26 protein-coding genes and 1 riboswitch are annotated in these 22,938 nt (G+C 49.0%); of the genes, 23 read left to right on the plus strand and 3 right to left on the minus strand.

The window, feature by feature from the left end; translation table 11 throughout:
* Window positions 1-12: 12 nt before the first annotated feature.
* The 6 genes from pstB (at window position 13) to AUC31_RS06135 (ending at window position 4,823) form a co-directional block, all read left to right on the plus strand.
* The gene (gene pstB / locus AUC31_RS06115; RefSeq protein WP_058380902.1) at window positions 13-834 is read left to right on the plus strand and encodes a phosphate ABC transporter ATP-binding protein PstB; all 822 of its coding nucleotides are present in this window, start codon (window positions 13-15) and stop codon (window positions 832-834) included.
* A gap of 68 nt (window positions 835-902) precedes the next feature.
* Entirely contained in the window at window positions 903-1,562 is a 660-nt protein-coding gene (gene phoU / locus AUC31_RS06120) for a phosphate signaling complex protein PhoU (RefSeq protein ID WP_058380901.1), read from the plus strand.
* 160 nt (window positions 1,563-1,722) lie between these two features.
* Window positions 1,723-1,872 carry a 50S ribosomal protein L33 gene (gene rpmG, locus AUC31_RS17560; protein ID WP_082799233.1) on the plus strand — a complete coding sequence of 50 codons (150 nt, stop codon included), beginning with the start codon at window positions 1,723-1,725 and terminating at the stop codon, window positions 1,870-1,872.
* 115 nt (window positions 1,873-1,987) lie between these two features.
* Window positions 1,988-2,563: a 5-formyltetrahydrofolate cyclo-ligase gene (locus AUC31_RS06125; RefSeq protein ID WP_058380900.1), complete on the plus strand. Its 576-nt coding sequence runs from the start codon at window positions 1,988-1,990 to the stop codon at window positions 2,561-2,563.
* Window positions 2,560-2,766, plus strand: a complete 207-nt coding sequence (locus AUC31_RS06130) for a YqgQ family protein (protein ID WP_058380899.1) — start codon at window positions 2,560-2,562, stop codon at window positions 2,764-2,766. The genes AUC31_RS06125 and AUC31_RS06130 overlap by 4 nt, the downstream gene beginning before the upstream one ends.
* Window positions 2,767-2,921: 155 nt before the next feature.
* The gene (locus AUC31_RS06135; RefSeq protein WP_058380898.1) at window positions 2,922-4,823 is read left to right on the plus strand and encodes an LTA synthase family protein; all 1,902 of its coding nucleotides are present in this window, start codon (window positions 2,922-2,924) and stop codon (window positions 4,821-4,823) included.
* A 94-nt stretch (window positions 4,824-4,917) separates the two neighbouring features.
* On the opposite strand, the gene AUC31_RS06140 is transcribed toward AUC31_RS06135, so the two are convergent.
* Window positions 4,918-5,100: a DUF2759 domain-containing protein gene (locus tag AUC31_RS06140; RefSeq protein WP_058380897.1), complete on the minus strand. Its 183-nt coding sequence runs from the start codon at window positions 5,098-5,100 to the stop codon at window positions 4,918-4,920.
* A 153-nt stretch (window positions 5,101-5,253) separates the two neighbouring features.
* On the opposite strand from AUC31_RS06140, the gene AUC31_RS06145 reads away from it, so the two are divergent.
* Entirely contained in the window at window positions 5,254-5,889 is a 636-nt protein-coding gene (locus AUC31_RS06145; RefSeq protein WP_058380896.1) for an MBL fold metallo-hydrolase, read from the plus strand.
* A gap of 56 nt (window positions 5,890-5,945) precedes the next feature.
* Here AUC31_RS06145 and AUC31_RS06150 read toward each other — a convergent pair whose 3' ends face one another.
* Window positions 5,946-6,188, minus strand: coding sequence for a DUF2626 domain-containing protein (locus tag AUC31_RS06150; protein ID WP_058380895.1), 243 nt, complete (start codon window positions 6,186-6,188; stop codon window positions 5,946-5,948).
* 286 nt (window positions 6,189-6,474) lie between these two features.
* Between AUC31_RS06150 and comGA the strand changes: the two genes are divergently transcribed.
* The 10 genes from comGA to gcvPB all read left to right on the plus strand — a co-directional run bounded on the left by comGA (window position 6,475) and on the right by gcvPB (window position 15,041).
* Window positions 6,475-7,500 carry a competence type IV pilus ATPase ComGA gene (gene comGA, locus AUC31_RS06155; RefSeq protein WP_058380894.1) on the plus strand — a complete coding sequence of 342 codons (1,026 nt, stop codon included), beginning with the start codon at window positions 6,475-6,477 and terminating at the stop codon, window positions 7,498-7,500.
* Entirely contained in the window at window positions 7,472-8,515 is a 1,044-nt protein-coding gene (gene comGB, locus AUC31_RS06160; protein ID WP_058380893.1) for a competence type IV pilus assembly protein ComGB, read from the plus strand. Before comGA ends, comGB begins: the two co-directional genes overlap by 29 nt.
* Window positions 8,516-8,526: 11 nt before the next feature.
* On the plus strand, window positions 8,527-8,844 hold the full coding sequence (gene comGC / locus AUC31_RS06165) for a competence type IV pilus major pilin ComGC (protein ID WP_058380892.1): 318 nt from the start codon (window positions 8,527-8,529) through the stop codon (window positions 8,842-8,844).
* 44 nt (window positions 8,845-8,888) lie between these two features.
* On the plus strand, window positions 8,889-9,272 hold the full coding sequence (locus AUC31_RS06170) for a GspH/FimT family protein (RefSeq protein WP_237150715.1): 384 nt from the start codon (window positions 8,889-8,891) through the stop codon (window positions 9,270-9,272).
* A 13-nt stretch (window positions 9,273-9,285) separates the two neighbouring features.
* Window positions 9,286-9,558 (plus strand): hypothetical protein, encoded by a 273-nt coding sequence (locus tag AUC31_RS06175; RefSeq protein WP_237150717.1) that lies wholly within the window; start codon window positions 9,286-9,288, stop codon window positions 9,556-9,558.
* Entirely contained in the window at window positions 9,546-9,986 is a 441-nt protein-coding gene (locus tag AUC31_RS06180; protein ID WP_058380890.1) for a ComGF family competence protein, read from the plus strand. The genes AUC31_RS06175 and AUC31_RS06180 overlap by 13 nt, the downstream gene beginning before the upstream one ends.
* A 200-nt stretch (window positions 9,987-10,186) precedes the next feature.
* Window positions 10,187-10,711, plus strand: coding sequence for a shikimate kinase (locus tag AUC31_RS06190; protein WP_058380888.1), 525 nt, complete (start codon window positions 10,187-10,189; stop codon window positions 10,709-10,711).
* Between the two features lie 130 nt (window positions 10,712-10,841).
* A riboswitch (glycine riboswitch) is annotated at window positions 10,842-10,932 on the plus strand.
* Window positions 10,933-11,080: 148 nt separating this feature from the next.
* Window positions 11,081-12,181: a glycine cleavage system aminomethyltransferase GcvT gene (gene gcvT / locus AUC31_RS06195; protein ID WP_058380887.1), complete on the plus strand. Its 1,101-nt coding sequence runs from the start codon at window positions 11,081-11,083 to the stop codon at window positions 12,179-12,181.
* Window positions 12,182-12,208: 27 nt separating this feature from the next.
* Window positions 12,209-13,576, plus strand: coding sequence for an aminomethyl-transferring glycine dehydrogenase subunit GcvPA (gene gcvPA / locus AUC31_RS06200; RefSeq protein ID WP_058380886.1), 1,368 nt, complete (start codon window positions 12,209-12,211; stop codon window positions 13,574-13,576).
* Window positions 13,569-15,041: an aminomethyl-transferring glycine dehydrogenase subunit GcvPB gene (gcvPB, locus tag AUC31_RS06205; RefSeq protein ID WP_058380885.1), complete on the plus strand. Its 1,473-nt coding sequence runs from the start codon at window positions 13,569-13,571 to the stop codon at window positions 15,039-15,041. Before gcvPA ends, gcvPB begins: the two co-directional genes overlap by 8 nt.
* A gap of 40 nt (window positions 15,042-15,081) precedes the next feature.
* Here gcvPB and AUC31_RS06210 read toward each other — a convergent pair whose 3' ends face one another.
* On the minus strand, window positions 15,082-15,462 hold the full coding sequence (locus AUC31_RS06210) for a rhodanese-like domain-containing protein (protein WP_058380884.1): 381 nt from the start codon (window positions 15,460-15,462) through the stop codon (window positions 15,082-15,084).
* A 388-nt stretch (window positions 15,463-15,850) separates the two neighbouring features.
* Between AUC31_RS06210 and AUC31_RS06215 the strand changes: the two genes are divergently transcribed.
* The 6 genes from AUC31_RS06215 (at window position 15,851) to accC (ending at window position 22,935) form a co-directional block, all read left to right on the plus strand.
* Window positions 15,851-18,409 carry a vitamin B12-dependent ribonucleotide reductase gene (locus AUC31_RS06215; protein WP_058380883.1) on the plus strand — a complete coding sequence of 853 codons (2,559 nt, stop codon included), beginning with the start codon at window positions 15,851-15,853 and terminating at the stop codon, window positions 18,407-18,409.
* Between the two features lie 437 nt (window positions 18,410-18,846).
* Window positions 18,847-19,287 (plus strand): type II 3-dehydroquinate dehydratase, encoded by a 441-nt coding sequence (gene aroQ, locus AUC31_RS06220; protein WP_058380882.1) that lies wholly within the window; start codon window positions 18,847-18,849, stop codon window positions 19,285-19,287.
* A 5-nt stretch (window positions 19,288-19,292) separates the two neighbouring features.
* Window positions 19,293-20,351 (plus strand): M24 family metallopeptidase, encoded by a 1,059-nt coding sequence (locus AUC31_RS06225; RefSeq protein ID WP_058380881.1) that lies wholly within the window; start codon window positions 19,293-19,295, stop codon window positions 20,349-20,351.
* Window positions 20,352-20,371: 20 nt separating this feature from the next.
* On the plus strand, window positions 20,372-20,932 hold the full coding sequence (gene efp, locus AUC31_RS06230; protein WP_058380880.1) for an elongation factor P: 561 nt from the start codon (window positions 20,372-20,374) through the stop codon (window positions 20,930-20,932).
* Between the two features lie 125 nt (window positions 20,933-21,057).
* Window positions 21,058-21,570 carry an acetyl-CoA carboxylase biotin carboxyl carrier protein gene (accB, locus tag AUC31_RS06235; protein ID WP_058380879.1) on the plus strand — a complete coding sequence of 171 codons (513 nt, stop codon included), beginning with the start codon at window positions 21,058-21,060 and terminating at the stop codon, window positions 21,568-21,570.
* A gap of 12 nt (window positions 21,571-21,582) precedes the next feature.
* Entirely contained in the window at window positions 21,583-22,935 is a 1,353-nt protein-coding gene (gene accC / locus AUC31_RS06240; RefSeq protein WP_058380878.1) for an acetyl-CoA carboxylase biotin carboxylase subunit, read from the plus strand.
* Window positions 22,936-22,938: the final 3 nt, after the last annotated feature.

The raw sequence follows: 22,938 nt of genomic DNA on the forward strand, positions 1-22,938 counted from the left end.
GGGGAGTTCATTATGAACACAGCAACGATCAAAACGAAAATCAATACAGCACAGCCTACTTCAGTAGAACAAGCTGAAAAAGAAAGTGTCTATAGCACGCGCCAGTTGAATTTGTGGTATGGCAATAACCATGCCTTGAAAAACATTGACTTGGAAATCGGGGAAAATGAAGTCACGGCGATTATCGGGCCATCAGGGTGCGGGAAATCGACTTATTTGAAAACATTGAACCGCATGGTGGAACTGGTGCCTTCTGTGAAGACTTCAGGGGAAATCCAATACCGCGGACGCAATATTTTCGAATCCAGTTACGGTGTTGAAGAATTGCGCACACGCGTCGGCATGGTGTTCCAAAAGCCGAATCCGTTCCCGAAATCGATTTACGACAATATCGCTTACGGCCCGCGCATCCATGGCATCAAAAACAAGAAAATTCTGGATGAAATCGTCGAAAAAAGTTTGCGCGGCGCAGCCATCTGGGACGAAGTGAAAGACCGCCTGAATGAAAATGCATACGGCATCTCGGGCGGCCAGCAGCAGCGGATCTGCATCGCGCGAACATTGGCGATCGAACCGGACGTCATCTTGATGGATGAGCCGACCTCTGCACTTGACCCAATTTCGACTTTGAAAATTGAGGAATTGGTGCAGGAATTAAAAGAGCAATACAGCATTATCATCGTGACGCATAATATGCAGCAGGCTGCGCGGATTTCCGATAAAACTGCCTTCTTCCTGAATGGGGAAGTCATCGAATATGACCGCACGGATACCATTTTCTCTAACCCAGCAGATAAACGGACAGAGGATTATATTTCAGGTCGATTCGGCTGACCCGCATTAATCAGCGGGAACGAGTTTCCTGCTGGCCATAAGAAATGGACGAATGGGAGGAACAAGAAATGGCAGTACGCGAAAAATTTGAATACGAACTACATTCAGCACAAGAACAATTGATTACACTAAGTACGATGGCCATCGATGCACTCGACAAATCGATGAAGGCGCTTATCGCCCATGACATCGACAAGGCGCTACAAGTGATCGACGATGACGCTAATATCAACCGCCTCGAAGAAGAGCTGAACGACCAGGTAATCCTCTTGATCGCCAAGCAATCGCCCGTTGCGACTGACCTTCGACGCTTGATTGTCACGATTAAAGTAGCCTCGGACATGGAGCGTGTCGGCGATTACGCCGTCAATATCGCAAAAGAAACGATCCGCATCGGGCAGCAGGACTTGCTTGAGCCAATCAGCAAGATCCAACGCATGCACGAACTCGCAACTTCCATGCTGCGCCAGGGCATTGATGCCTTGATTGAGGAAGACGTGGAAAAAGCCAAGGAAATCGCCGACCTTGATGATGAAGTCGATGATTTGTACGGCGAAGCGATCCGCCTTTTGTTCCAGCACAGCGCAAAAGAGCCGGAACAGCTTAGCCAAGTGACGCAGCTGGCATTTATCTGCCGCTATATGGAACGATCTGCGGATTATGCGACCAATATCGCCGAGCAATTATTCTACCTCGTCCGCGGCCGCCATTACGATCTGAACAAATGACAAAAAACCACAGCAGCGGCTGTGGTTTTTTATTTAGGGAAATGATGGGGAAGCATCATTTTTCAGTGGACAATCACTGAAGGTATGCTATAATAATTAAGTCGTATAGATCACGCTTATTAATGAAATGGATTTTTTGAAAGAATTGGGAGGGATATCGATGCGTGTAAACATTACACTAGCTTGCACAGACTGTGGCGAAAGAAACTACAGCACTGTTAAAAATAAGCGCAACAACCCTGAGCGTCTTGAATTGAAAAAATATTGCTCACGTGAAAAGAAAATGACAACACACCGTGAAACGAAGTAAGTAATTGACTGCCAAAACCTTTCGGGGTTTTGGCTTTTTCTTTTGTTATCCGCAGTTTACGATAGACACTATACATAAAGACAATCCACAGTTCAGCAGAAGGGGCGTTTGCGTAATGGAAAAAGCAGTGTTGAGGAAATCGGTCATCGGCCAAATGAGTGAACTTGCAGAATCACAACATGCTCAAATGTCATCGGCAATTTTGGAGAAACTTCTGGAAGACCCCGTTTTTCAAAAAGCCGAAACCATTGGAGTAACTATCTCGCGCTGGCCTGAAGTCGATACGATTCCGCTCATCAAAGCGTGCTGGCGGCTAGGGAAAAAAGTCGCCGCGCCGAAATGTTTTGCAAGAGACCGGACGATGGATTTCCGGCTGTTCCACAGGCTCGGCCAGTTGGAAGTGGTGTACATGGACCTGCAGGAACCGATCGAAGGCGAAACGGAAGCGATCGACTCCGAAAGCATCGATTTATTGATTGTACCGGGTGTTGTCTTTACGGAAAGCGGCTACCGCATCGGCTTTGGCGGAGGTTATTATGATCGCTATTTAAGCGGCTTTAACGGCAATACCCTGTCGCTTGCATTTGATTTCCAACTGACTGGCGAATTGCCTATCGAAAGCCACGACATCCCTGTCGATGGCATCATCACGGAAAAACGAACAATCGATTCGAAGGCGGTGAGAGCATGAAAGACCTTTACGATGTAATGCAATTGCTGAAAAGGTATGGAACGATCGTCTACACGGCAGATTTTATTTCGGATCTCGATTTGATGGAATCCGACATCCGCGAGCTGTACGACCACGATTTCATCACACCGCGTGAATTCGCGTCTGCTTTGATGATTTTGCGGCAAAAACGCACAGAATATGAGAAAAAAGGAAAATCATGAAACCGAAAGCGTTTTGGTGCGTCAATTAAGGGTAATTGCTTTCGCTCGAGGGTGATTTGTTCTATACTATAAGGTATTGAATTTCCATTTTACTTGAAACTGAAATTCGCACGAACCGGACAAACGCTCCGGTAAGACGAGGAGGATGTGCGGCAATGAAAAACAAAGAATGCCCTAAGCATTCGGTCCTGGCCATCGCAGTCATCGCGACATGGCTGACGACATATGTCGTCTACAAAACGGCCTTTTCCATTACAATCGACAATGCATTACAGGAATTCATCCTGTTCTTGAACCCCTTAAGCTTACTATTATTCGCCTATGGAGGCGCGCTCTTCTTCAAGAGCAAGAAAGCAAGAAATCGCTATATCCTAGCCATCGCCGTTGTGACTTCGGTCATTTTATACGGCAATGTGGCGTTCTACCGCTTTTTTACGGATTTCATCACACTGCCAGTCCTGTTCCAAACGGATAATTTCGGCGATCTCGGAAACAGTGCTGCCGCGAGCATCTACTGGACCGATATTCTCTATTTTGCCGATATCATCATCATTCTTTTGGCAATGCGCTTTGTGAAGGAGAAGCAGTCCGCAGTCAAATCAGCGGCGACACACCGCAAAGCATATTTTGTCCTGTCGGCAGCAGTCCTGTTCTTCAACCTTGGCCTTGCTGAAGCGGAACGCCCGCAGCTATTGACGAGAAGTTTTGACCGCGAAATGCTCGTCAAGAACCTAGGGATGTACAATTACCACCTATATGATGTCTACATTCAATCGAAATCCCAAGCACAGCGAGCGCTTGCGGACGGCTCGGAATTGACGGAAGTGACTAACTACGTCCGTTCGAATCAGGCAGAACCATCTGAAGAGATGTACGGCGCAGCGGAAGGACGCAATTTAATCGTCGTCACGCTCGAATCGTTGCAGACCTTTGTCTTGAACAATGAAATGAACGGCGAGACCATCACGCCGTTCATGAACGAATTGACGCAAGACGAAGATACGATTTATTTCCCAAACTTTTACCACCAGACCGGTCTTGGGAAAACTTCCGACTCTGAGTTCTTGCTCGAGACCGGCATGTACCCGCTGAGCGGTGGCGCCGTGTTCTTTACGCACAGCGGCAATACCTTCAATTCCATGGCGGAAAAGATGGGCAACGAAGGGTATACGACCAATGTCCAACACGCCAATACGAAAAGCTTCTGGAACCGTGACATGATGTACGAATCACTTGGCATCGACAAATTCTACGATATCCAGAGCTACACAGTAGGTGAAGGCCAGGCGGTCAACTGGGGCATGAAGGACATTCCGTTCTTTGAGCAATCTGTTGACCATATGACGGAAATGCAACAGCCGTTCTACACACGCCTGTTGTCGCTTACGAATCACCATCCGTTCACATTGGACGAAGAAGACAAGTTCATTGAGGAATTCGATTCCAATTCAGGCACTTTGAACCGTTATTTCCAGACGGTGCGTTATTTGGATGAAGCGGTCAAAACCTTGTTCGACGATTTGAAGGAACAAGGCTTGTACGAAAACTCGATCATCGTCATGTACGGCGACCATTACGGCATCTCCGATAACCACAACGAAGCGATGGCGCAGTATCTAGGCAAGGAAATTACACCGTATGAATCGGCACAATTGCAAAAGGTGCCATTTTTCGTCCATATCCCGGGCTATGAAAAAGGATATGTCGATGAAGAAATCGGCGGCCAAGTGGATATGCGTTCGACCATCCTTCACTTGATGGGCATGGAGACTGAAAAAGACATTCAATTCGGGGGCGATTTATTCTCTGAAGAACACGAGGAATTCGTCATTTTCCGTGATGGACGCTTTGTCACCGATGAATATGTCTATGCAGCAAATGTCTGCTACGATATCGAAACGGGGGAACCGGTAGAAGACCAAAGCGTATGCGACCCATATGCTGAACGTGCCCTTGAGGAATTGCAGTACTCCGAATCGATCATCAACGGCGATTTGCTGAGGTTCTATGAAGAAGAAAATGGCCAATTGAAAACATTGGATGAACAACAACCATAATCCAGAAAGAGCTGCCAAACGATCTCGTTTTGGCAGCTCTTTTCTTTATGGGCAATAAAAAAACCGGCGCAATGAATGCGCCGGTTTCTTTTTCTTAATGAAGGCCAGGTGGGTAACCGTGTGTAATGAGAGTTGCAACGGTGAAACCGCCGAAAATAACAAAGGTCCCAAAATTAAATAAGAATCCTAAAACTTCTTTGTTTCTTAGGGTTTGAACTGTACCGATTGCAGCAAGAACTGCTGTGAGGCCGAAAATAACCATCAAAATCCAACTCATCTTATGACACTCCCTTCAACTTTAACAGCCAGTGCCGTCTTCTACTCTTTATATTGTAAAGAAATTCTGCAAGTTTGTCGAGGCGTAAAAATGTCATTCTATTGAACAAGCAAAAGAATGTGTTCATGATATACTGCTAATGAGGTGAAAGACATGTTGAAAATCGACCGGCTGGAACTAGGACCAGTGCAAACAAATTGCTACATCATATCAGGGGAAGGCAAGCAATGCATCATTTTCGACCCCGGCGAGGAAGCGGGAAAAATCCAAGACTTATTGAAACGCAAGCAATTGACGCCGCTTGCGATCCTTCTGACACACGCCCATTTCGACCATATCGGCGCGGTCGATGAATTGAGGGAGAAATATAAAATCCCTGTTTACCTTCACCATAAAGAACGCGATTTCCTTGGACGACCGAATTTGAACGGCTCTGGCAAATACGCGGCATTGCCAGACTACCGCGTAGCGGATGCAGACGAGTGGATCACCGATGAACCATCGCTTGAAATCGGCCCGTTCAATATGGAGTTGTTCCATACGCCCGGGCATTCGCCAGGCAGCGTAAGCTTCTATTTTCCGGAAGACCGTTTCGCGATTGTCGGCGATACTTTGTTTTCAGGAAGCATCGGACGCACCGATTTAGCGGAAGGCTCAGAACAGCTATTGCTAAAATCGATCCGCGAATCGCTATTGACGCTGCCGGAAGAAACCTTCCTGTTCCCAGGTCACGGGCCGGAAACGACCCCAAAACAGGAACAACAGCATAACCCTTTCCTGCGCATGTAAAGGACAGAAAAAAACGGCCGAGATGGCCGTTTTTTTGTGTTCACATTCAGTTACTATTAATGACCTGCTCCTGGGACGTGGATGAACGTAGAGTAGTAAGTAAAGCCAACGAAAAAGACTGTTAGATAGGCTCCAAAAATATACATGTACATGCGTTCAGAAATGTTTAAGTATCCAAGAAGAACGAAGAAGCCGGTATTGGCAACCATCAACAATGATACTTCTACCATATCGCCGACATAAAATAAAATTGCAAAGATTCCAGTCCACCATCCCATTAATTTAAACATATTATCCATGGGTAATCCCTCCTTTGCCACAATACAATAATCTCCTATTCATTATATAGGAAGACGAGTCTATGTGTAAACAAGGACTTCGGGCTAGTTTGTGACAAAGCGGTGTAGGCTTATCCATTAAGCGTTCTCAAGCGATGGGCACATGCCCTGAAAACCTGGATTTCAGGCCATTGAGGGGGTGAAATAATTATTTTGGTATTTTCGATATTCAATGGCCCTCCATGTGCTTATACTAATGGGGAGCGGAGAGGCAGCCTCCGCTCGCAGACCCGGACAGGAGGTGAATATGCAAGATATCATTGAACGGCGATGCTTCGACCTATTGCATTCTGCCGTAGAAGAAAAAACCACCGATATCCACATCAGGCCAGAACCCCACGATTACAGCATCACCTACCGGACGTATAACCAATTCAAGCCGGTGGCGAAAATCCCCTTCGATTTAGGCGATCGCATGATTGCTTACTTCAAATACCTCTCCCTTTTGGACATGAGCGAAAAACGAAAACCCCAAACCGGCTCATTTCATCTTCAGATGAATGACCATACTCACCATTTCCGAATTTCAACATTGCCATCTGTGATGACGAAAGAAAGCATCGTCATCCGCGTCATTCCAGACAGCACCGCGTTATTTCTTGATGAATTGGCGGCATTCCGCGATTCAGCCAGGCTGCTCGAGAAGCTTGCGGGCGAAAGACAAGGGCTAATGCTTTTAACAGGACCGACTGGCTGCGGCAAATCCACCACGTTATATTCTCTTTTGCGTCATTGCTCCGAACGGCTCCACCGCAATGTCATTACCCTGGAAGATCCTGTCGAGCGTCAAAATCCGGCCTTTCTCCAAATCCAGGTAAACGAAAAGTCGGGAATGAATTATGCGACCGGCTTGAAAGCCATTTTACGGCACGATCCCGACATTATCATGATCGGCGAAATCCGTGACGCCGAAACCGCTGAAATAGCTGTCCGGGCTGCATTGACAGGGCATTTGGTGTTTTCGACGATTCATGCCAGGCATTCGGTCGGCTGCCTCCACAGGCTCCATGACCTTGGGATTCCTTATGAAGACATGCTTCAGACGCTCATCGGCATCGCTGCCCAGAAAATTGTGCCGATGTACGAGGATTTGGACCAGCTCGAAACGAAGCATCGCGCGTTATATGAAATTCTGTGCGATGCAAGTTTGGCCGATGCCATCCGTTCGGCGAGACAACAGCAGGATTATCAACTGCCCGAGCATTTATCGTTCGGCGGACAGATCCGGGAAGGGGTGAGGATCGGTGCGCTTCATTCCGGTTTCGAGTTCTAGGCGCTTGCCGTTTCGTGAGCGCGCCCAGTTTTTGACGAGGCTTTCGGTGTTGATGTCGGAAGGCTATTTGTTTCCCGTCGCCATGACGCTTCTTTTGCCGATGCACACAGAACGTGTAGATGAAGCACTTGCAGGCATGGACCGAATCTTGAAGGGCGGCGGCAATGCTGCTGAAGTCCTGAAATTTCTTGGCTTCCGTGAGCGCGTGTTGTTCCCGGTCGAGATTGCCGAGTTCCATGGCAGGCTTGGTGAGGCGATTCATGGCATCGCTGCTGGGTTCAAGCGGACCGAAGAAGTGCAGAAGAAACTGCGCAACATCCTCGTTTATCCTGTCTCGCTATTGATTCTTACCGCCGCCTTGTTCATGTTTTTCAGGACCAATTATGTGCCGAATCTGACTGCCTTAATGTCTTCGCTGCAGCACGGCGAAGACGGCGAAGGGGTCCCGGTGTATTTGCTGCGCATCCCGGACATGGCGATCGCCGTTTTCACGGCTGCAGCGGTGATCATTATTGGCTTTCGCGGATATATCAAGCGGCTGCCTGCCGAGCGCCAAATTGCGCTATTGATCAAGCTGCCGGTCGTTGGGCCTGCTATGCGGCTGTATTGGTCACAGCTCGCTTCTAGGGAGCTTGGCACGCTGTTGCATAGCGGAATTTCCTTGCAGGAAGCGCTGAAGCTTCTGCGCATGCAGCGGCATCACCCTGTCATCAGCCAGATTGCGGAATCGCTCCACGACGAAGTCAAGACCGGCATTGCCCTGTCTGTTGCTGTTGGGCGCCACGACTTTGCGGCGAATGATATGGCGGCATTCATCCGCCACGGGGAAGCGACCGGCATGCTCGGGAAAGAATTGATGCTCTATAGCGATGTGTTGCTCGACCGAATCGAACTGCAAGCCCAGCGTTCATTGAAAATCATCCAGCCCAGTTTCTTTGTGCTGATTGCCGTTTGTATCGTCGCCGCTTATTTGGCGATTCTCTTGCCGATGTACAATCTCGTCCATACGATATAAGGAGGAATACGATGAAACGATTAAAAAACCAACGGGGCTTTACACTTATTGAAATGTTGATCGTCATGTTGATCATTACGGTATTGATTGCTATCGCCATCCCGAATGTCTCGAAACAGACATCGGCGGTCGATGAAAAAGGCTGCAAGGCATTTGTGCAGATGGTCCAGGGCCAAGTGGAATCCTATCGAATGGATAAAAAAGCCGTGCCAGTCATGGCGGATTTGGTATCCGAAGGCTATTTGAAAACAGGCGAAACGAGCTGCCCGAACGGGGAAGTGATCAATATTTCCGTTGACGGCGTGGTGAGCTCATCAAAAGCATCTTAAAAAGCTGTTCAGGCTTTACCTTAATTGAAATGCTGCTCGTATTGATGGCAGTCGGAATGAGCGCTTCGCTTGTTGTGGCATCTGTGGCGCCGCTCGAAAAAAAGCGCGAAGAAGACCGGTTTTTTGCGTTGCTGGAACAAGATATCCATTATGCCCAAAGCCAGAGCTATTCACTCAGCACGTCGGTAATTTTGGTTTTCAGGGACCACAAGCCAGGTTATGAAGTGATGTATGGCGTGACCCGCGCTGGGTATGCCAGGCCCATGCCGGAGTCGATTACCTTAAACGCATCCAGCAATCTGCGCGAAGTATACTTCACACCGAATGGGTCGATCCGCCAGCCAGGCACCATGCGCTTTTCGACCAGCAGCGGGGAAAGGACGGTGACGGTCCACCTTGGAAAAGGGCGCGTGGTGGTTTCAAAATAGCAAGGGCATCTCCGTGGCGGAAACGATGCTCAGCCTGTTTATGGTATTTCTGGTGTTCGGTTCGCTGTTGCCGCTCGTCCATGATATGCAAGTCAGGCTCGAACTGAAAAAAGAGCGCCTCGCGGCTTATGAGACCTTGCATGAAGCGGCAAAAACCATTGCCGCTACAGGCAGTATTGAAGGCCAGCGCTCAGTGAACGGTACGCTGTATTCTTGGCAAGCGGATGGCCATTGTGTTGACTACGTAGATTTTCAAGGAAAGCAGGTACGCTTATGCATCGAGTGAATATCCGATCGTCAAACGGATTTACGTTTCTCGACAGCTTGCTGGAGTTATTGGCATTATCGATCATGCTGCCGCTTGCCGCGATGTTTTATTTGTTCAGTTCGCATATGCTGGTGGATTTGGATTCCGGCGCGACAGAGTTCCGTCTGTTTGCGCTGGAGCTGCAGCAGTATCTGGATGGCAGCGAACAAATTTACATTATGCGCGATGGAAAAGGCGTTCGCATTATTCGTGAAGGGGTTGTTTACGATATCGAATTGTATGGCAGCGTTGTCCGCAAGCGAAAAGACCAGCTAGGCCATGAAATCATGCTGACCGATGTGAAAAACAGTTTTTTTCAGCTAGAAGGCAAGCGGTTGACCATCCTGCTGGAGTTCCAAAGCGGCGCAAAAGAGGAGGCCGATTATGCGCTTTCGCTTTCTGACTAGCCAATCCGGAGCAGTCTATCCACTGTCACTGGTGTTTTTTCTGTCGGCACTGTCGCTGTTATCCCATATGGTGCTGCTTTATGCGATTGAATATCAAACTTATGATAGTTTGGAAAATGTTCATAGAAATGCTACTATACAACTACTGATGGAAATTGGGCAAAATAAAATCCCTGAGTAGGGTAGTACGGGTGGGAACAATGAACAGAATATATTTGATCGGTTTTATGGGCTGCGGAAAAAGTGCGGTCGGCAGGAGGCTAAGTTTTTTATTGAAGATGCCCTATTATGACATGGACAAAGAAATCGTCCGTCAAATGGGCATGACGATACCGGAAATCTTCGAGCGTTTTGGCGAAGAATATTTCAGGAATCTCGAAACGGAATTTTTGCAAAATTTGCAACAGGATCATTGCATCATCTCTACCGGCGGCGGTGTTACGATGCGTAAAGTAAACCAGCGCCTCATGCGCCAGACAGGGCTCGTGTTGTTCCTGGATGCGCCTTTTAAGGAAATCTGGCGGCGTATCCACAAAGACCCGAACCGCCCGATTGTCAGGCGCTCGACGCGCGAGGAAATCGAATCGCTCCATAAATCGCGTTACCGTGATTACAAACGGACGGCGCATATTACCATCCGGACCGAACACCGGACGCTGCGGCAGATTACCCAATACGCTGCATTTCAAGTTAAACGCCTGAAAACGAATGATCAGAACGTATAATACTAAAATATTCGTGTTTGAGTCGTTAAGGTAAAAAAGATTGCGCTTTCGTCGATTCAATGTTAGGATGTAGTCGAAGTTATACTATTCTGTATAGCGGGATGGACCAATTCAACATTGATTTGGGCGGATGATTGTACGGGGAGAGAACGCATTGGCGTCGCCGAAGGAGCAAATGATTACATCATGAATCTCTCAGGCAAAAAGACTCGTACAGGACGCATCTCTGGAGAACGCTGACGATGTGCAGCTACCGATGAGGAAAGCCGTTACGGTAAACTTTCAGGTGCCAGGACAGAGAATTCCCTTTTCTTATAAAGGGGATTTTCTGTCCTTTTTTGTGTGCTTTGAAAACAGGAGGGAAAGAGATTGGGACAATTGAAGCGAACACCTTTGTTTGACTCGTATGCCCGCTACGGCGGCAAGACGATTGATTTCGGCGGATGGGAATTGCCGGTGCAATTTTCTTCCATCAAGGACGAGCATGAAGCAGTCCGCACTAAAGCGGGATTGTTTGATGTTTCCCATATGGGCGAGATATTCGTCTCGGGCCCGGACAGCCTGTCTTATTTACAGAAATTGCTGACCAATGATGTATCAAAGCTTCAGGACGGCCAGGCGCAATACACGGCGATGTGTTATGAAGATGGTGGCACGATCGATGATTTGCTCGTCTACAAACTCGAAGATGAGCGCTACCTGCTGGTGGTCAATGCATCGAATATCGACAAGGATTTCGAATGGATGCAAAAACATCGCGAAGGCGAAGTCGAACTTGATAATGCCTCAGAACGTTTTGGCCTGCTTGCGCTGCAAGGGCCGCTGGCTGAAAAAGTATTGGCTGCGTTGACGAAAGAAGATTTATCGGCGATCCGCCCATTCCGCTTCAAGGACCAAGTAGAAGTCGCTGGGCAGCAAGTGTTGGTTTCACGCACCGGCTACACAGGTGAAGATGGGTTCGAAATCTACGGCAGCCCAGAAGCCGTCACGGCTCTATGGGACCGTATCTTAGAAACAGGTGAATCGGAAGGCCTCGTGCCGGCAGGACTCGGTGCACGCGATACGCTGCGTTTTGAGGCAGGGCTTGCGCTATACGGTCAAGAATTGTCAAAAGACATCACACCGCTTGAGGCCGGCATTGGTTTTGCCGTCAAATTGAAAAAAGAATCCGACTTTATTGGGAAACAGGCTTTAGTGGATCAAAAAGAAGCCGGGGTACCCCGCAAATCCGTCGGCATCGAAATGATCGACAAGGGCATCCCGCGCCATGGCTATGCAGTTTACAAGGGCGATGAGAAAATCGGCGAAGTCACGACCGGTACACAGTCGCCGACATTGAAAAAGAATATCGGGCTGGCTTTGCTGGATGCTAAGCATAACGAGCTGGGCACGGAAGTGGATGTTGAAATCCGCAATAAGCGGCTTAAAGCAAAAATTATCGCAGCGCCATTTTATAAACGCTCTAAATAATCCGAATAAAGAAGGGGACTGCACACGATGAAACATCGCTATCTACCAATGACTTCCCAAGATGAAAAAGACATGCTCAAGACGATCGGCGTCCAATCGATCGATGAATTGTTTTCGGACATTCCTGAAAAAGTACGCTTTAAAGGCGAATACAACATCAAGCCTGCAAAATCCGAATCGGCCTTGACGAAAGAACTGGCACAGCTTGCCGGCAAGAATGCGGATTCTGTCCGTTACGCATCGTTCCTCGGCGCAGGTGTTTATGATCATTACAAACCGATCGTTGTCGATCACGTCATTTCCCGTTCTGAATTTTATACAGCCTATACGCCTTACCAGCCGGAAATCTCGCAAGGGGAATTGCAGGCGATCTTTGAATTCCAGACGATGATCGCTGAACTGACCGGCATGGATATCGCGAACTCATCCATGTACGACGGGGGGACAGCGCTCGCAGAAGCGGGCATGCTCGCAGCCGGCCAGACGCGCCGCAAGAAAATCCTAGTTTCCCGTGCTGTCCATCCGGAGTCGAGAGACGTTGTCCGCACGTATGCACTCGGCCAGTCAATTGATGTTGTAGAGGTTCCGCTCAAAGATGGCCGCACGGATATCGACGCCTTAAAAGAAATGGTCGATGAGAACACGGCAACTGTCATGATTCAATATCCGAACTTTTTCGGTCAAGTGGAAAACTTGAAGGAAATCGAAACGATAGTCCATGGAGCGGGTGCTCTTTTCACCGTATCCTCCAATCCGCTGGCACTTGGGGCGTTAACGCCTCCAGGTAAATTCGGCGCAGATATTACCGTCGGCGATGCACAGCCTTTCGGCATTCCGGAAGCATTCGGCGGGCCTCATTGCGGTTATTTCGCCGTAACGCAAAAATTGATGCGCAAAGTTCCGGGACGCCTTGTCGGCGAAACGACAGACGATGAAGGCAGACGTGGATTCGTCTTGACTTTGCAAGCGCGGGAACAGCATATCCGCCGCGACAAAGCGACATCGAATATCTGCTCGAACCAAGCCTTGAATGCTTTGGCAGCGTCTGTTGCCATGACGGCGCTCGGCAAAGAAGGCGCGAAGGAAATTGCGGTGCAAAATATCACCAAAACGCATTATATGAAGCAGCAGCTGAAGAAATCCGGTTTCGAGATCGCATTCGATGGCGCCCATTTCAATGAAATTGCCGTCAAAGTCGGCTCATCGGTCAAGGAGTTGAATGCCGCTTTGTTTGAGAAAGACATGATCGGCGGCTACGATCTCGGCTTGAGCTATGACGAGTTGCAAGGGCATATGTTGATTGCGGTCACTGAGCAGCGTTCTAAAGAAGAAATCGACGCGTTTGTACAAGAAATAGATGCATTCGTGCGAGAAACGGAGGCTTCCCATGCATAAAGACAACCAGCCACTCATTTTTGAAATGACCAAACAAGGCCGTGTCGGCTACAGCTTGCCGGAACTTGATGTGCCGGTAGTGGATTTGACTGAATTGCTCGGCCAAGAGCTAGTTCGCGAAGAATTTGCCGAATTGCCGGAAGTCTCGGAACTCGACATCATGCGTCATTACACGGCGCTATCAAAACGCAACCACGGTGTCGATTCCGGATTCTATCCGCTTGGCTCGTGCACGATGAAATATAATCCGAAAATCAATGAATCCGTTGCCCGTTACTCCGGATTCGCGAACATCCACCCGCTGCAGGAAGAATCGACTGTTCAAGGTGCGATGGAATTGATGTATGACCTTCAGGAACATTTGAAGGAAATTACCGGCATGGATGAAGTGACGCTTCAGCCGGCCGCGGGTGCCCACGGCGAATGGACAGGCCTCATGATGATCCGCGCTTTCCACGAAGCGAACGGTGATTTTAACCGCACGAAAGTCATCGTGCCGGATTCTGCCCACGGAACGAACCCAGCTTCTGCGACAGTTGCTGGATTCGAGACAGTGACTGTTAAATCGAACGAGCACGGCCTTGTCGACCTGGAAGACTTGAAGCGCGTGGTCGGCGACGACACAGCGGCTCTCATGCTGACAAATCCGAACACGCTCGGCCTTTTTGAAGAAGATATCCTTGAAATGGCTTCGATCATCCACAAAGTCGGCGGCAAGCTGTACTACGACGGAGCGAATTTGAACGCCGTCATGTCAAAAGCACGCCCTGGCGACATGGGCTTTGACGTTGTCCATTTAAACTTGCACAAAACCTTCACAGGCCCGCACGGCGGCGGGGGCCCAGGATCTGGCCCGGTCGGCGTTCAAGCTGACCTGATTCCGTATTTGCCGAAGCCGATCCTCATCAAGACCGATGAAGGCTTTACATTTGATTACGACCGCCCGGAATCTATCGGACGCGTCAAGCCGTTCTATGGCAACTTCGGCATCAATGTGCGCGCCTATACGTATATCCGTACAATGGGGCCGGACGGTTTGAAAAAAGTAACCGAATACGCCGTCTTGAATGCCAACTACATGATGAGAAGGCTCTCGCCACATTTCGATTTGCCGTACGACCGCCACTGCAAGCATGAATTTGTCTTGAGCGGCCGACGCCAGAAGAAGCTTGGTGTCAGAACGCTTGACATGGCAAAACGCCTGCTTGACTTTGGTTACCATCCGCCGACAATTTACTTCCCGCTCAATGTGGAAGAAGGCATGATGATCGAGCCGACGGAAACAGAATCGAAAGAAACATTGGATGACTTTATCGATGCAATGATCCAGATTGCCCGTGAAGTGGAAGAAAATCCGGAGATCGTCCAAAATGCGCCGCATACGACGGTCATCAACCGACTGGATGAAACGAAAGCAGCCCGCAAGCCGGTGCTTCGTTACCAAAAACCGACAGACAGTGAATGACCTAAAAAACCCCGGAAGCAAATGCTTCCGGGGTTTTTGATTATTTAGATTTGATTTTGCCTGTCCATTTTTTGAAGCCGCCTTGCAATTGGAACAATTGCTCATAGCCTTTTTTCTTCAGGAACAACGCGACGCGTCCACTTCTTGCCCCGTTCTGGTCATATAGGTAGACCGGTTTGTCGGCGCGGATTTCCTTGTAGCGCTGGCGCAATTGCGATTGCGGGATGTTGCGCGCCCCGAGAATATGGCCGGCTGCGAAATCTTTTGGTTCCCGGACATCGATGAGCTGCGCTTTTCGGTAGCCTTGGATGAATTCTTCCTGGTTCAGATCGGTGACCGCTTTGCGGATGCGGAGGAAGGAGACGACCGCAAAAATGAGGATGGCGATGACGACACCCAATGTGATATACAATAATTCCACTGTTCTTGCCCCTTTCTATACTTACTCATTATAAGAGATAAGGTGACGGATATTCAATGGCTATGTTACAGTAATCTGGGCAAATCAGAGGCAATCCTGTGAAGCTAGCGGGCGGAAAGCGCGTGGCGTCTGGACTTTCAGTTGTCAAGTGCTCTCCACAGGAAATTAAATCGATTTTTGTGCTGAATAATGCGAACATACGTGTCTTTCGTCTCATTTTGACGAAAGGGAAAACGCAGAACCCTTGCCATTGCTCGATTATCCAGTCGCGAAAATTTTCCATCAGAAAAATGTTATTGCGAGTAAGTTTCAATATATAGTATCATGGGAAATGTAATAATACTATATATAGTGTTAACCACATATAATATAAAGGAGGATTTGTCAAATGGTTTCCGCCACACAATCCGAATATACATTAAACGTCGAGTCCCTGAACAAAGACATCGAAGCTTTCCCGCAAGTCCACGCGGTAACGAAAGACATGAAGAAAACGCATAAAGGCGTATCCCGCCTGGTCATGATCGACCGCTATTCCTTCAAGGATACGAGCAAAAGCACGTTGAAGCCGGGCGATTTCGTCGTGTTGACGGTCAAAGAAGACCCGAAATTTCCAGCGCGCGGCCTCGGTTACATCGTCTCGATCGACCAAGACGCGAACAAAGCACGTGTGTGGATCGAAGAAGATTACCGTAGCGCCATCGACAACCCTGAAGAAGTAGAACAAGGCATCGTTAATCGGCCGATCGATGTCATCGAAAAACCGCTCGAAGTATTTTACGAGCAAATCGCCAAACGCAATGCCACTGGGCTTTCTGCAGTCGAGAAAACCCCTGAAAAGCAAAGCGAGTGGTTCACGAAATTCTACGAGCAGCTCGTTAACCTGAATTTCGTTCCTGCCGGCCGTGTGCTTTACGGGGCAGGCGCTGACACCGACGTCACGTATTTCAACTGCTACGTCATGCCATTTGTCGCCGATTCGCGCGAAGGCATCTCAGACCACCGCAAGCAAGTGATGGAAATCATGAGCCGCGGAGGCGGTGTCGGGACGAATGGATCGACACTTCGCCCGCGCAATACACTCGCTCGTGGCGTCAACGGCAAATCATCCGGTTCTGTTTCATGGCTTGACGATATCGCGAAACTGACGCATCTGGTCGAACAAGGTGGTTCACGCCGCGGCGCCCAGATGATCATGCTTGCTGACTGGCATCCAGATATCGCGGAATTCATCATTTCCAAAATGCAAAACCCGCGTATTTTGCGCTATTTGATCGAAAACACCGAAGACGAAACGATCAAACGCCTGGCGAACGATAAATTGAAATTCAAGCCTTTAACTGAACAGGAAGAAGCGATGTACCAAGGCTTGCTCAACTACCGGACCATTCCGGGCATGGGCGGATTCAACGAAAAAATCATGCGCGATGCAGAAACGAAACTGCGCGACGGCGGCACATTCTCCGTTCATAACGAAGAATTCCTCACCGGCGCCAATATTTCCGTCACTTTGACGAAAGACTTCATGGAAGCAGTCGAAAAAGACGAAGATTTCGAATTGCGCTTCCCGGCAGTTGAATCGTATTCAAAAGAAGAAATGGCGGTCTATAACGAAGAATGGCATAAGATTGGCGATGTCCGCGATTGGGAAAAAATGGGCCATAAAGTCCGCACATACCGCGTCATCAAAGCACGCGAACTATGGAACTTGATCAATGTATGCGCAACTTATTCCGCAGAGCCCGGCATCTTCTTCATCGATAATGCCAATGAAAAAACAAATGCCACTGCCTACGGCCAAAAAGTCGTGGCGACAAACCCATGTGGTGAACAGCCGCTTGCGCCTTACTCCGTATGCAACTTGGCAGCCGTCAACTTGGCACGCTTCGCAGATCCGAAAACGAAGCAAGTTGATTTTGAAGCACTTAAAGAAACCGTGCGTGTCGGCGTCCGTATGCAAGACAACGTCATCGATGCAACGCCTTATTTCCTGGAAGACAACCGTATCCAGGCGCTCGGCGAACGCCGTGTAGGCCTTGGCGTCATGGGCCTTGCCGATTTGCTCATCTATTCGGACCGTGAATACGGATCCCCGGAAGGCAACGAGCTAGTCGATGAGATTTTCAAAACGATTGCAGTTGCAGCGTACGAAGCATCTACAGAACTCGCTGAAGAACGCGGCAGCTTCCCGTTCCTTGTCGGCGAAACAGATGCAGAAACAGAGAACTTGCGCCGCGCATTTACCGAAACCGGCTTTATGCAAGGGATGCCAGAAGAAATCCGCCAAGCGGTGCTCGACAAAGGGATCCGCAACTCTCATCTATTGACGGTTGCGCCGACAGGCTCGACGGGTACGATGGTTGGCGTATCGACAGGACTCGAACCGTACTATTCATTTACCTACTACCGCAGCGGGCGCCTTGGGAAATTCATCGAAGTAAAAGCGGACATTGTCCGTGAATACTTGAAGAACAATCCGGATGCAGACGAAGACAATTTGCCGGAAGCGTTCGTCACGTCGATGGACCTTGCGCCTGAAGCGCATGCCGATGTCCAGTGCATCATCCAGCGCTGGATCGATTCCTCAATCTCGAAAACGGTCAACGCGCCAAAAGGCTATACCGTCGAACAGGTTGAAGGTGTCTATGAGCGTCTCTACAAAGGCGGTGCCAAAGGCGGCACAGTCTACGTCGACGGCAGCCGTGATTCGCAAGTATTGACTTTGAAGGCTGAAGACAACACGTTCGAAGAAGACCATACCGAAGAAGATACCGGCAAACGTCCGGTCGTCTTGATCGACACGATCCAAGACTTGCGCTCGACCAATGTTACGATCGGATCGGAAGTAGGCAATACCTGCCCTGTCTGCCGTAAAGGGACAGTGGAAGAAATGGGCGGATGCAATACATGCACGAACTGTGCAGCCCAATTGAAATGCGGACTGTAACAAAAAACTTCAAATAGCCGGAGCCATATCCTCCAGTGACAAAAAGCGGAAGCCAAAATAGGCTTCCGCTTTTTCAGAGTGTTGAAGAAGTCTATTAATCCATTACGAATTAGAATGGAGTCAATTTTTCTACATTCAATAATCAATGATCTTTCTAAGTATTTGGAGAAGTGTTCGCTCGACTCCTGTGGACCAGCGAGACGACCGAGACCCCGCAAGGCGCACAGCGACTGAGGAGGCTTGGGTGCGAGCCCACGGAAAGCGAGCGATAAGCTTCGGAAAATACGGTTTCCTGAGTTTCTCGACAGCCTGAAAAAGCGGAACCCATAATAGGCTTCCGCTTTTTTTATGTCCGCTCTTAAGCCCGTCTTCTGGCTTGCCGCGAATTGATCGTATGCTAAAATGGAAAAGGAAAGCCAAGAAAGGGGTGCAAGGGCATGAGAGTCCTGGTGTTGAACGGTCCCAATTTAAACCGTCTCGGCAAACGCGAAAAACAAGCGTACGGAAGTTTTACATTGCAGGAGCTGGAGCAGGAACTGGCGGAATTCGCGGAAAGTGAAGGCTTTGAGCTGATCTGCCGGCAGTCCAATCATGAAGGGGAACTGATCGATTGGATCCACGGTGCGGATGATGATGCCGTTTCGGGCATCGTGTTGAATGCCGGCGCCTATACGCATACGAGCATCGCGATACGCGACGCCATCGCATCGGTCCAAGTACCGGTCGTTGAAGTACATATTTCCAATATCCACGCACGTGAAGAATTCCGCCATCATTCCCACATCGCGCCGGTAGCCATCGGGCAAATCGCCGGCTTCGGCAAAGATGTCTACCGGCTGGGGCTCCAGTCGCTCTTGCTTCGACAACAGAAAGGATGAAACTGATGAAATTGATGAAACTGCGCGAACAAATGCAAAAGCGGGAACTGGATTCCTTGCTGGTGACAAATCCGTATAATCTTCGTTTTATTACAGGCTTCACCGGAACGGCTGGGCTTGCGCTCATCACGCCGAATGATGCTTGGTTCATTACCGATTTCCGCTACACGGAACAAGCAGGAGAGCAAGTCAAAGAATTCAAAGTGGTCCAAGCGCAAAAAGGCTTGATTGACGAAGTGGCACGCATTGCACAGGAAGCGGCAGTCGAGCGCTTGGCGTTCGAACAGGATTATATGACCTTTGCGACCTATTCGCAGTATCAGGAAAAATTGTCGGCTACGCTCGAACCGGTTAGCGGCTTGATTGAAAAGCTGCGCATGGTGAAATCGCCAGAAGAACTAGAAGTGCTAAAAGCGGCAGCCAAGATCGCTGACGATGCGTTTGAGCATATTTGCACTTATATCAAAGCCGGCATGACAGAACTGCAAGTCTCAAACGAATTGGAATTCTTCATGCGTTCGCAAGGCGCAACTTCTTCTTCGTTCGACATCATCGTCGCATCGGGCTTGCGTTCGGCGCTGCCTCATGGCGTTGCCTCCGATAAGAAAATCGAACAAGGCGACTTGATCACGCTTGATTTCGGCGCCTTATACAATGGCTATGTCTCGGACATCACGCGCACGGTGGCAGTCGGCGAACCGTCCGATAAGCTCAAGGAAATTTATCAAGTGGTCTTGGATTCACAAGTGCTGGCGCTTGAGAACATCAAACCGGGCATGACAGGAATTGAAGCGGATGCCATCGCACGCGATTACATCAAGTCAAAAGGCTACGGGGAAGCGTTTGGGCATTCAACCGGCCACGGCATCGGCCTTGAGGTCCACGAAGGGCCAGGGCTGTCGTTCCGTTCGGAAACCGTCCTTGAACCCGGAATGGCAGTCACGGTCGAACCGGGCATCTATTTGCCGGGAATTGGCGGAGTGCGCATCGAAGATGATATACTGATAATCGAAACGGGGAATGAGCGCTTGACGCATTCTTCTAAAGAGCTTCGCATTTTATAACAAACGGAGGAACTATTATTATGATTTCAGTAAACGATTTTAAAACAGGATTGACCATCGAAGTGGATAACGATATTTGGCGTGTGATGGAATTCCAGCACGTTAAACCGGGCAAAGGGGCGGCGTTCGTCCGTTCGAAGCTTCGCAATTTGCGTACAGGAGCGGTCAATGAAAAGACATTCCGCGCCGGCGAAAAAGTCGCAAAAGCACAAATCGACAACCGCAAAATGCAGTATTTGTATGCAAATGGCGATATGCACGCATTCATGGATACAGAAACTTACGACCAGATCGAATTGCCGGAAAAAAGCATTGCATATGAGCTGAAATTCCTGCAGGAAAACATGGACGTGCAAGTCATTCAATACCATGGCGAAGTGCTGGGCGTCGAATTGCCGAACACAGTTGTCTTGGAAGTGGCTGAAACAGACCCAGGGATCAAGGGAGACACGGCAAGCGGCGGATCAAAACCGGCCATCTTGACAACCGGGCTTTCTGTCCAAGTGCCATTCTTCATCAACCAAGGGGATAAACTAATCATCAATACGACCGATTCTTCATACGTCTCGCGTGCCCAATAAGTAGAAAAGGCCTCTTTTAGGGGCCTTTTTTTAAAATGTCGGCCTTGCTATTTCAAAATGATTCGAAAAAGTCTAAAATGGTGGAGTAGCTAAAATTAAATACATAACAGGGGAGTAGGTATTATATGAAAATCCAAGAAATTCGTGAAATCATTAAATTGGTGGACCAGTCATCCATCGACGAATTCAGTTATGAATTCGATGGCGTCAAAGTGAAGATGAAGAAAAATTCATCCAGCCCTTCACAATCGGCAGCTGTCCAAACAAAAGCGGCGGAAGAGCCAGCGCAGGCATCTGCACCAGCAGCGCCAAAACAAGCAGAAGCAGTTGAAGCTGCACCGACAGAGCAGCCGGTGCAAACGGAAGCGGCTGATACTGGCAACGCATCAAATGAAGATTTGCACAAGATCCTGTCTCCGATGGTCGGCACGTTCTATCAATCGCCATCACCGGAAGAAGAGGCTTACGTGGCTGTCGGAACGAAAGTTTCTGCAGACCAAGTCGTTTGCATCGTTGAAGCGATGAAGCTCTTTAACGAAATCGAAGCAGAAGTGGATGGGGAAATCGCTGAAATCCTAGTCAAAGATGGCCAATTGGTCGAATACGGTCAGCCTTTGTTCCTCGTAAAAGCAAACTAAGGGGGGCTGACAATGATGAAAAAAGTATTGATTGCCAACCGCGGGGAAATCGCCGTTCGGATCATTCGTGCCTGCAAAGAGCTCGATATCCAAACTGTAGCGGTTTATTCAGAAGCGGATAAAGAAGCGCTCCACGTTGAACTGGCCGATGAAGCTTACTGCATCGGGCCGAAACTATCAAAAGACAGCTATTTGAACTTTTCCAATATCATCAGCGTCGCTAAATTGACGAATTGCGACGGCATCCATCCGGGATATGGTTTCCTCGCTGAAAACTCGAGCTTTGCCGAATTATGCGAAGCGTGCGATATCATGTTCATCGGACCGACAGCGGCCGCAATTTCGAAGATGGGCACAAAAGACGTAGCCCGTGAAACGATGCGCCAAGCAAACGTACCCGTCGTTCCGGGCTCTACAGGAATCGTCGGAAGCGAAGAGGAAGGCTTGGAAATCGCCGAAAAGATCGGTTTCCCGGTCATCATCAAAGCAACTGCAGGCGGTGGAGGCAAAGGGATTCGCGTGGCGAGAACGCGCGAAGATTTTGTCAAAGGCTTGAATATGACGCAAAAAGAAGCCGCCGCAGCATTTGGCAACCCGGGCGTTTATATCGAGAAATTCATCGAGGATTTCCGCCATATCGAAATCCAGGTGTTGGCCGATTCGCATGGCAATGCCATCCATCTCGGCGAACGCGATTGCTCGATTCAGCGCCGCATGCAAAAACTTGTCGAAGAAGCGCCGTCTCCTGCTTTATCAGCCGAATTGAGAGCAGAAATGGGCGAAGCAGCCGTCAAAGCGGCGCAAGCGGTTAATTACCGTGGCGCTGGGACGGTCGAGTTCATCTTTGATGTAGAAAACCAGAAATTCTACTTTATGGAAATGAATACGCGTATCCAAGTGGAACATCCGGTCACCGAAATGATCACAGGCATCGACTTGATCCAGCAGCAATTGAAAGTCGCTTCCGGCGAGACACTCGCCTATAAACAGGAAGACGTCACGTTCAAAGGCTGGTCCATCGAATGCCGCATCAACGCTGAAAACCCGCTGAAAAACTTCATGCCTTCTGCAGGGCGTGTAGATATGTACTTGCCGCCGGGCGGCATGGGCGTGCGCGTTGATTCAGCGATGTATTCAGGTTACACAATCCCGCCTTATTACGATTCAATGGTGGCTAAGCTCATCACATTCGCCGATACACGCGAAGAGGCCGTGGCCAAGATGAAGCGTGCGCTGGACGAATTCGTGGTGGAAGGCGTCTTCACGACCATTCCATTCCATCTTCGCCTCATGGATCATGAGGTGTTCAAATCCGGGGACTTCAATACGAAATTCCTGGAAAAATACGATGTAATGGGCTCCTGAGGA

This window comes from Planococcus rifietoensis (assembly GCF_001465795.2).
In the GTDB taxonomy this organism is placed as follows: Bacteria; Bacillota; Bacilli; order Bacillales_A; family Planococcaceae; genus Planococcus; species Planococcus rifietoensis.

What these genes read in the sequence shown, in the direction of transcription:
- rpmG (WP_082799233.1), top strand. Translation starts at nt 1,723, where the DNA reads ATGCGTGTAAACATTACACTAGCTTGCACAGACTGTGGCGAAAGAAAC.
- AUC31_RS06130 (WP_058380899.1), top strand. Translation starts at nt 2,560, where the DNA reads ATGAAAGACCTTTACGATGTAATGCAATTGCTGAAAAGGTATGGAACG.
- AUC31_RS06225 (WP_058380881.1), top strand. Translation starts at nt 19,293, where the DNA reads ATGAAATTGATGAAACTGCGCGAACAAATGCAAAAGCGGGAACTGGAT.
- gcvPB (WP_058380885.1), top strand. Translation starts at nt 13,569, where the DNA reads ATGCATAAAGACAACCAGCCACTCATTTTTGAAATGACCAAACAAGGC.
- pstB (WP_058380902.1), top strand. Translation starts at nt 13, where the DNA reads ATGAACACAGCAACGATCAAAACGAAAATCAATACAGCACAGCCTACT.
- accC (WP_058380878.1), top strand. Translation starts at nt 21,583, where the DNA reads ATGATGAAAAAAGTATTGATTGCCAACCGCGGGGAAATCGCCGTTCGG.
- phoU (WP_058380901.1), top strand. Translation starts at nt 903, where the DNA reads ATGGCAGTACGCGAAAAATTTGAATACGAACTACATTCAGCACAAGAA.
- AUC31_RS06125 (WP_058380900.1), top strand. Translation starts at nt 1,988, where the DNA reads ATGGAAAAAGCAGTGTTGAGGAAATCGGTCATCGGCCAAATGAGTGAA.
- comGA (WP_058380894.1), top strand. Translation starts at nt 6,475, where the DNA reads ATGCAAGATATCATTGAACGGCGATGCTTCGACCTATTGCATTCTGCC.
- efp (WP_058380880.1), top strand. Translation starts at nt 20,372, where the DNA reads ATGATTTCAGTAAACGATTTTAAAACAGGATTGACCATCGAAGTGGAT.
- accB (WP_058380879.1), top strand. Translation starts at nt 21,058, where the DNA reads ATGAAAATCCAAGAAATTCGTGAAATCATTAAATTGGTGGACCAGTCA.
- AUC31_RS06215 (WP_058380883.1), top strand. Translation starts at nt 15,851, where the DNA reads ATGGTTTCCGCCACACAATCCGAATATACATTAAACGTCGAGTCCCTG.
- AUC31_RS06170 (WP_237150715.1), top strand. Translation starts at nt 8,889, where the DNA reads ATGGCAGTCGGAATGAGCGCTTCGCTTGTTGTGGCATCTGTGGCGCCG.
- AUC31_RS06145 (WP_058380896.1), top strand. Translation starts at nt 5,254, where the DNA reads ATGTTGAAAATCGACCGGCTGGAACTAGGACCAGTGCAAACAAATTGC.
- AUC31_RS06190 (WP_058380888.1), top strand. Translation starts at nt 10,187, where the DNA reads ATGAACAGAATATATTTGATCGGTTTTATGGGCTGCGGAAAAAGTGCG.
- AUC31_RS06140 (WP_058380897.1), bottom strand. Translation starts at nt 5,100, where the DNA reads ATGAGTTGGATTTTGATGGTTATTTTCGGCCTCACAGCAGTTCTTGCT.
- AUC31_RS06135 (WP_058380898.1), top strand. Translation starts at nt 2,922, where the DNA reads ATGAAAAACAAAGAATGCCCTAAGCATTCGGTCCTGGCCATCGCAGTC.
- AUC31_RS06150 (WP_058380895.1), bottom strand. Translation starts at nt 6,188, where the DNA reads ATGGATAATATGTTTAAATTAATGGGATGGTGGACTGGAATCTTTGCA.
- AUC31_RS06180 (WP_058380890.1), top strand. Translation starts at nt 9,546, where the DNA reads ATGCATCGAGTGAATATCCGATCGTCAAACGGATTTACGTTTCTCGAC.
- comGC (WP_058380892.1), top strand. Translation starts at nt 8,527, where the DNA reads ATGAAACGATTAAAAAACCAACGGGGCTTTACACTTATTGAAATGTTG.
- gcvPA (WP_058380886.1), top strand. Translation starts at nt 12,209, where the DNA reads ATGAAACATCGCTATCTACCAATGACTTCCCAAGATGAAAAAGACATG.
- aroQ (WP_058380882.1), top strand. Translation starts at nt 18,847, where the DNA reads ATGAGAGTCCTGGTGTTGAACGGTCCCAATTTAAACCGTCTCGGCAAA.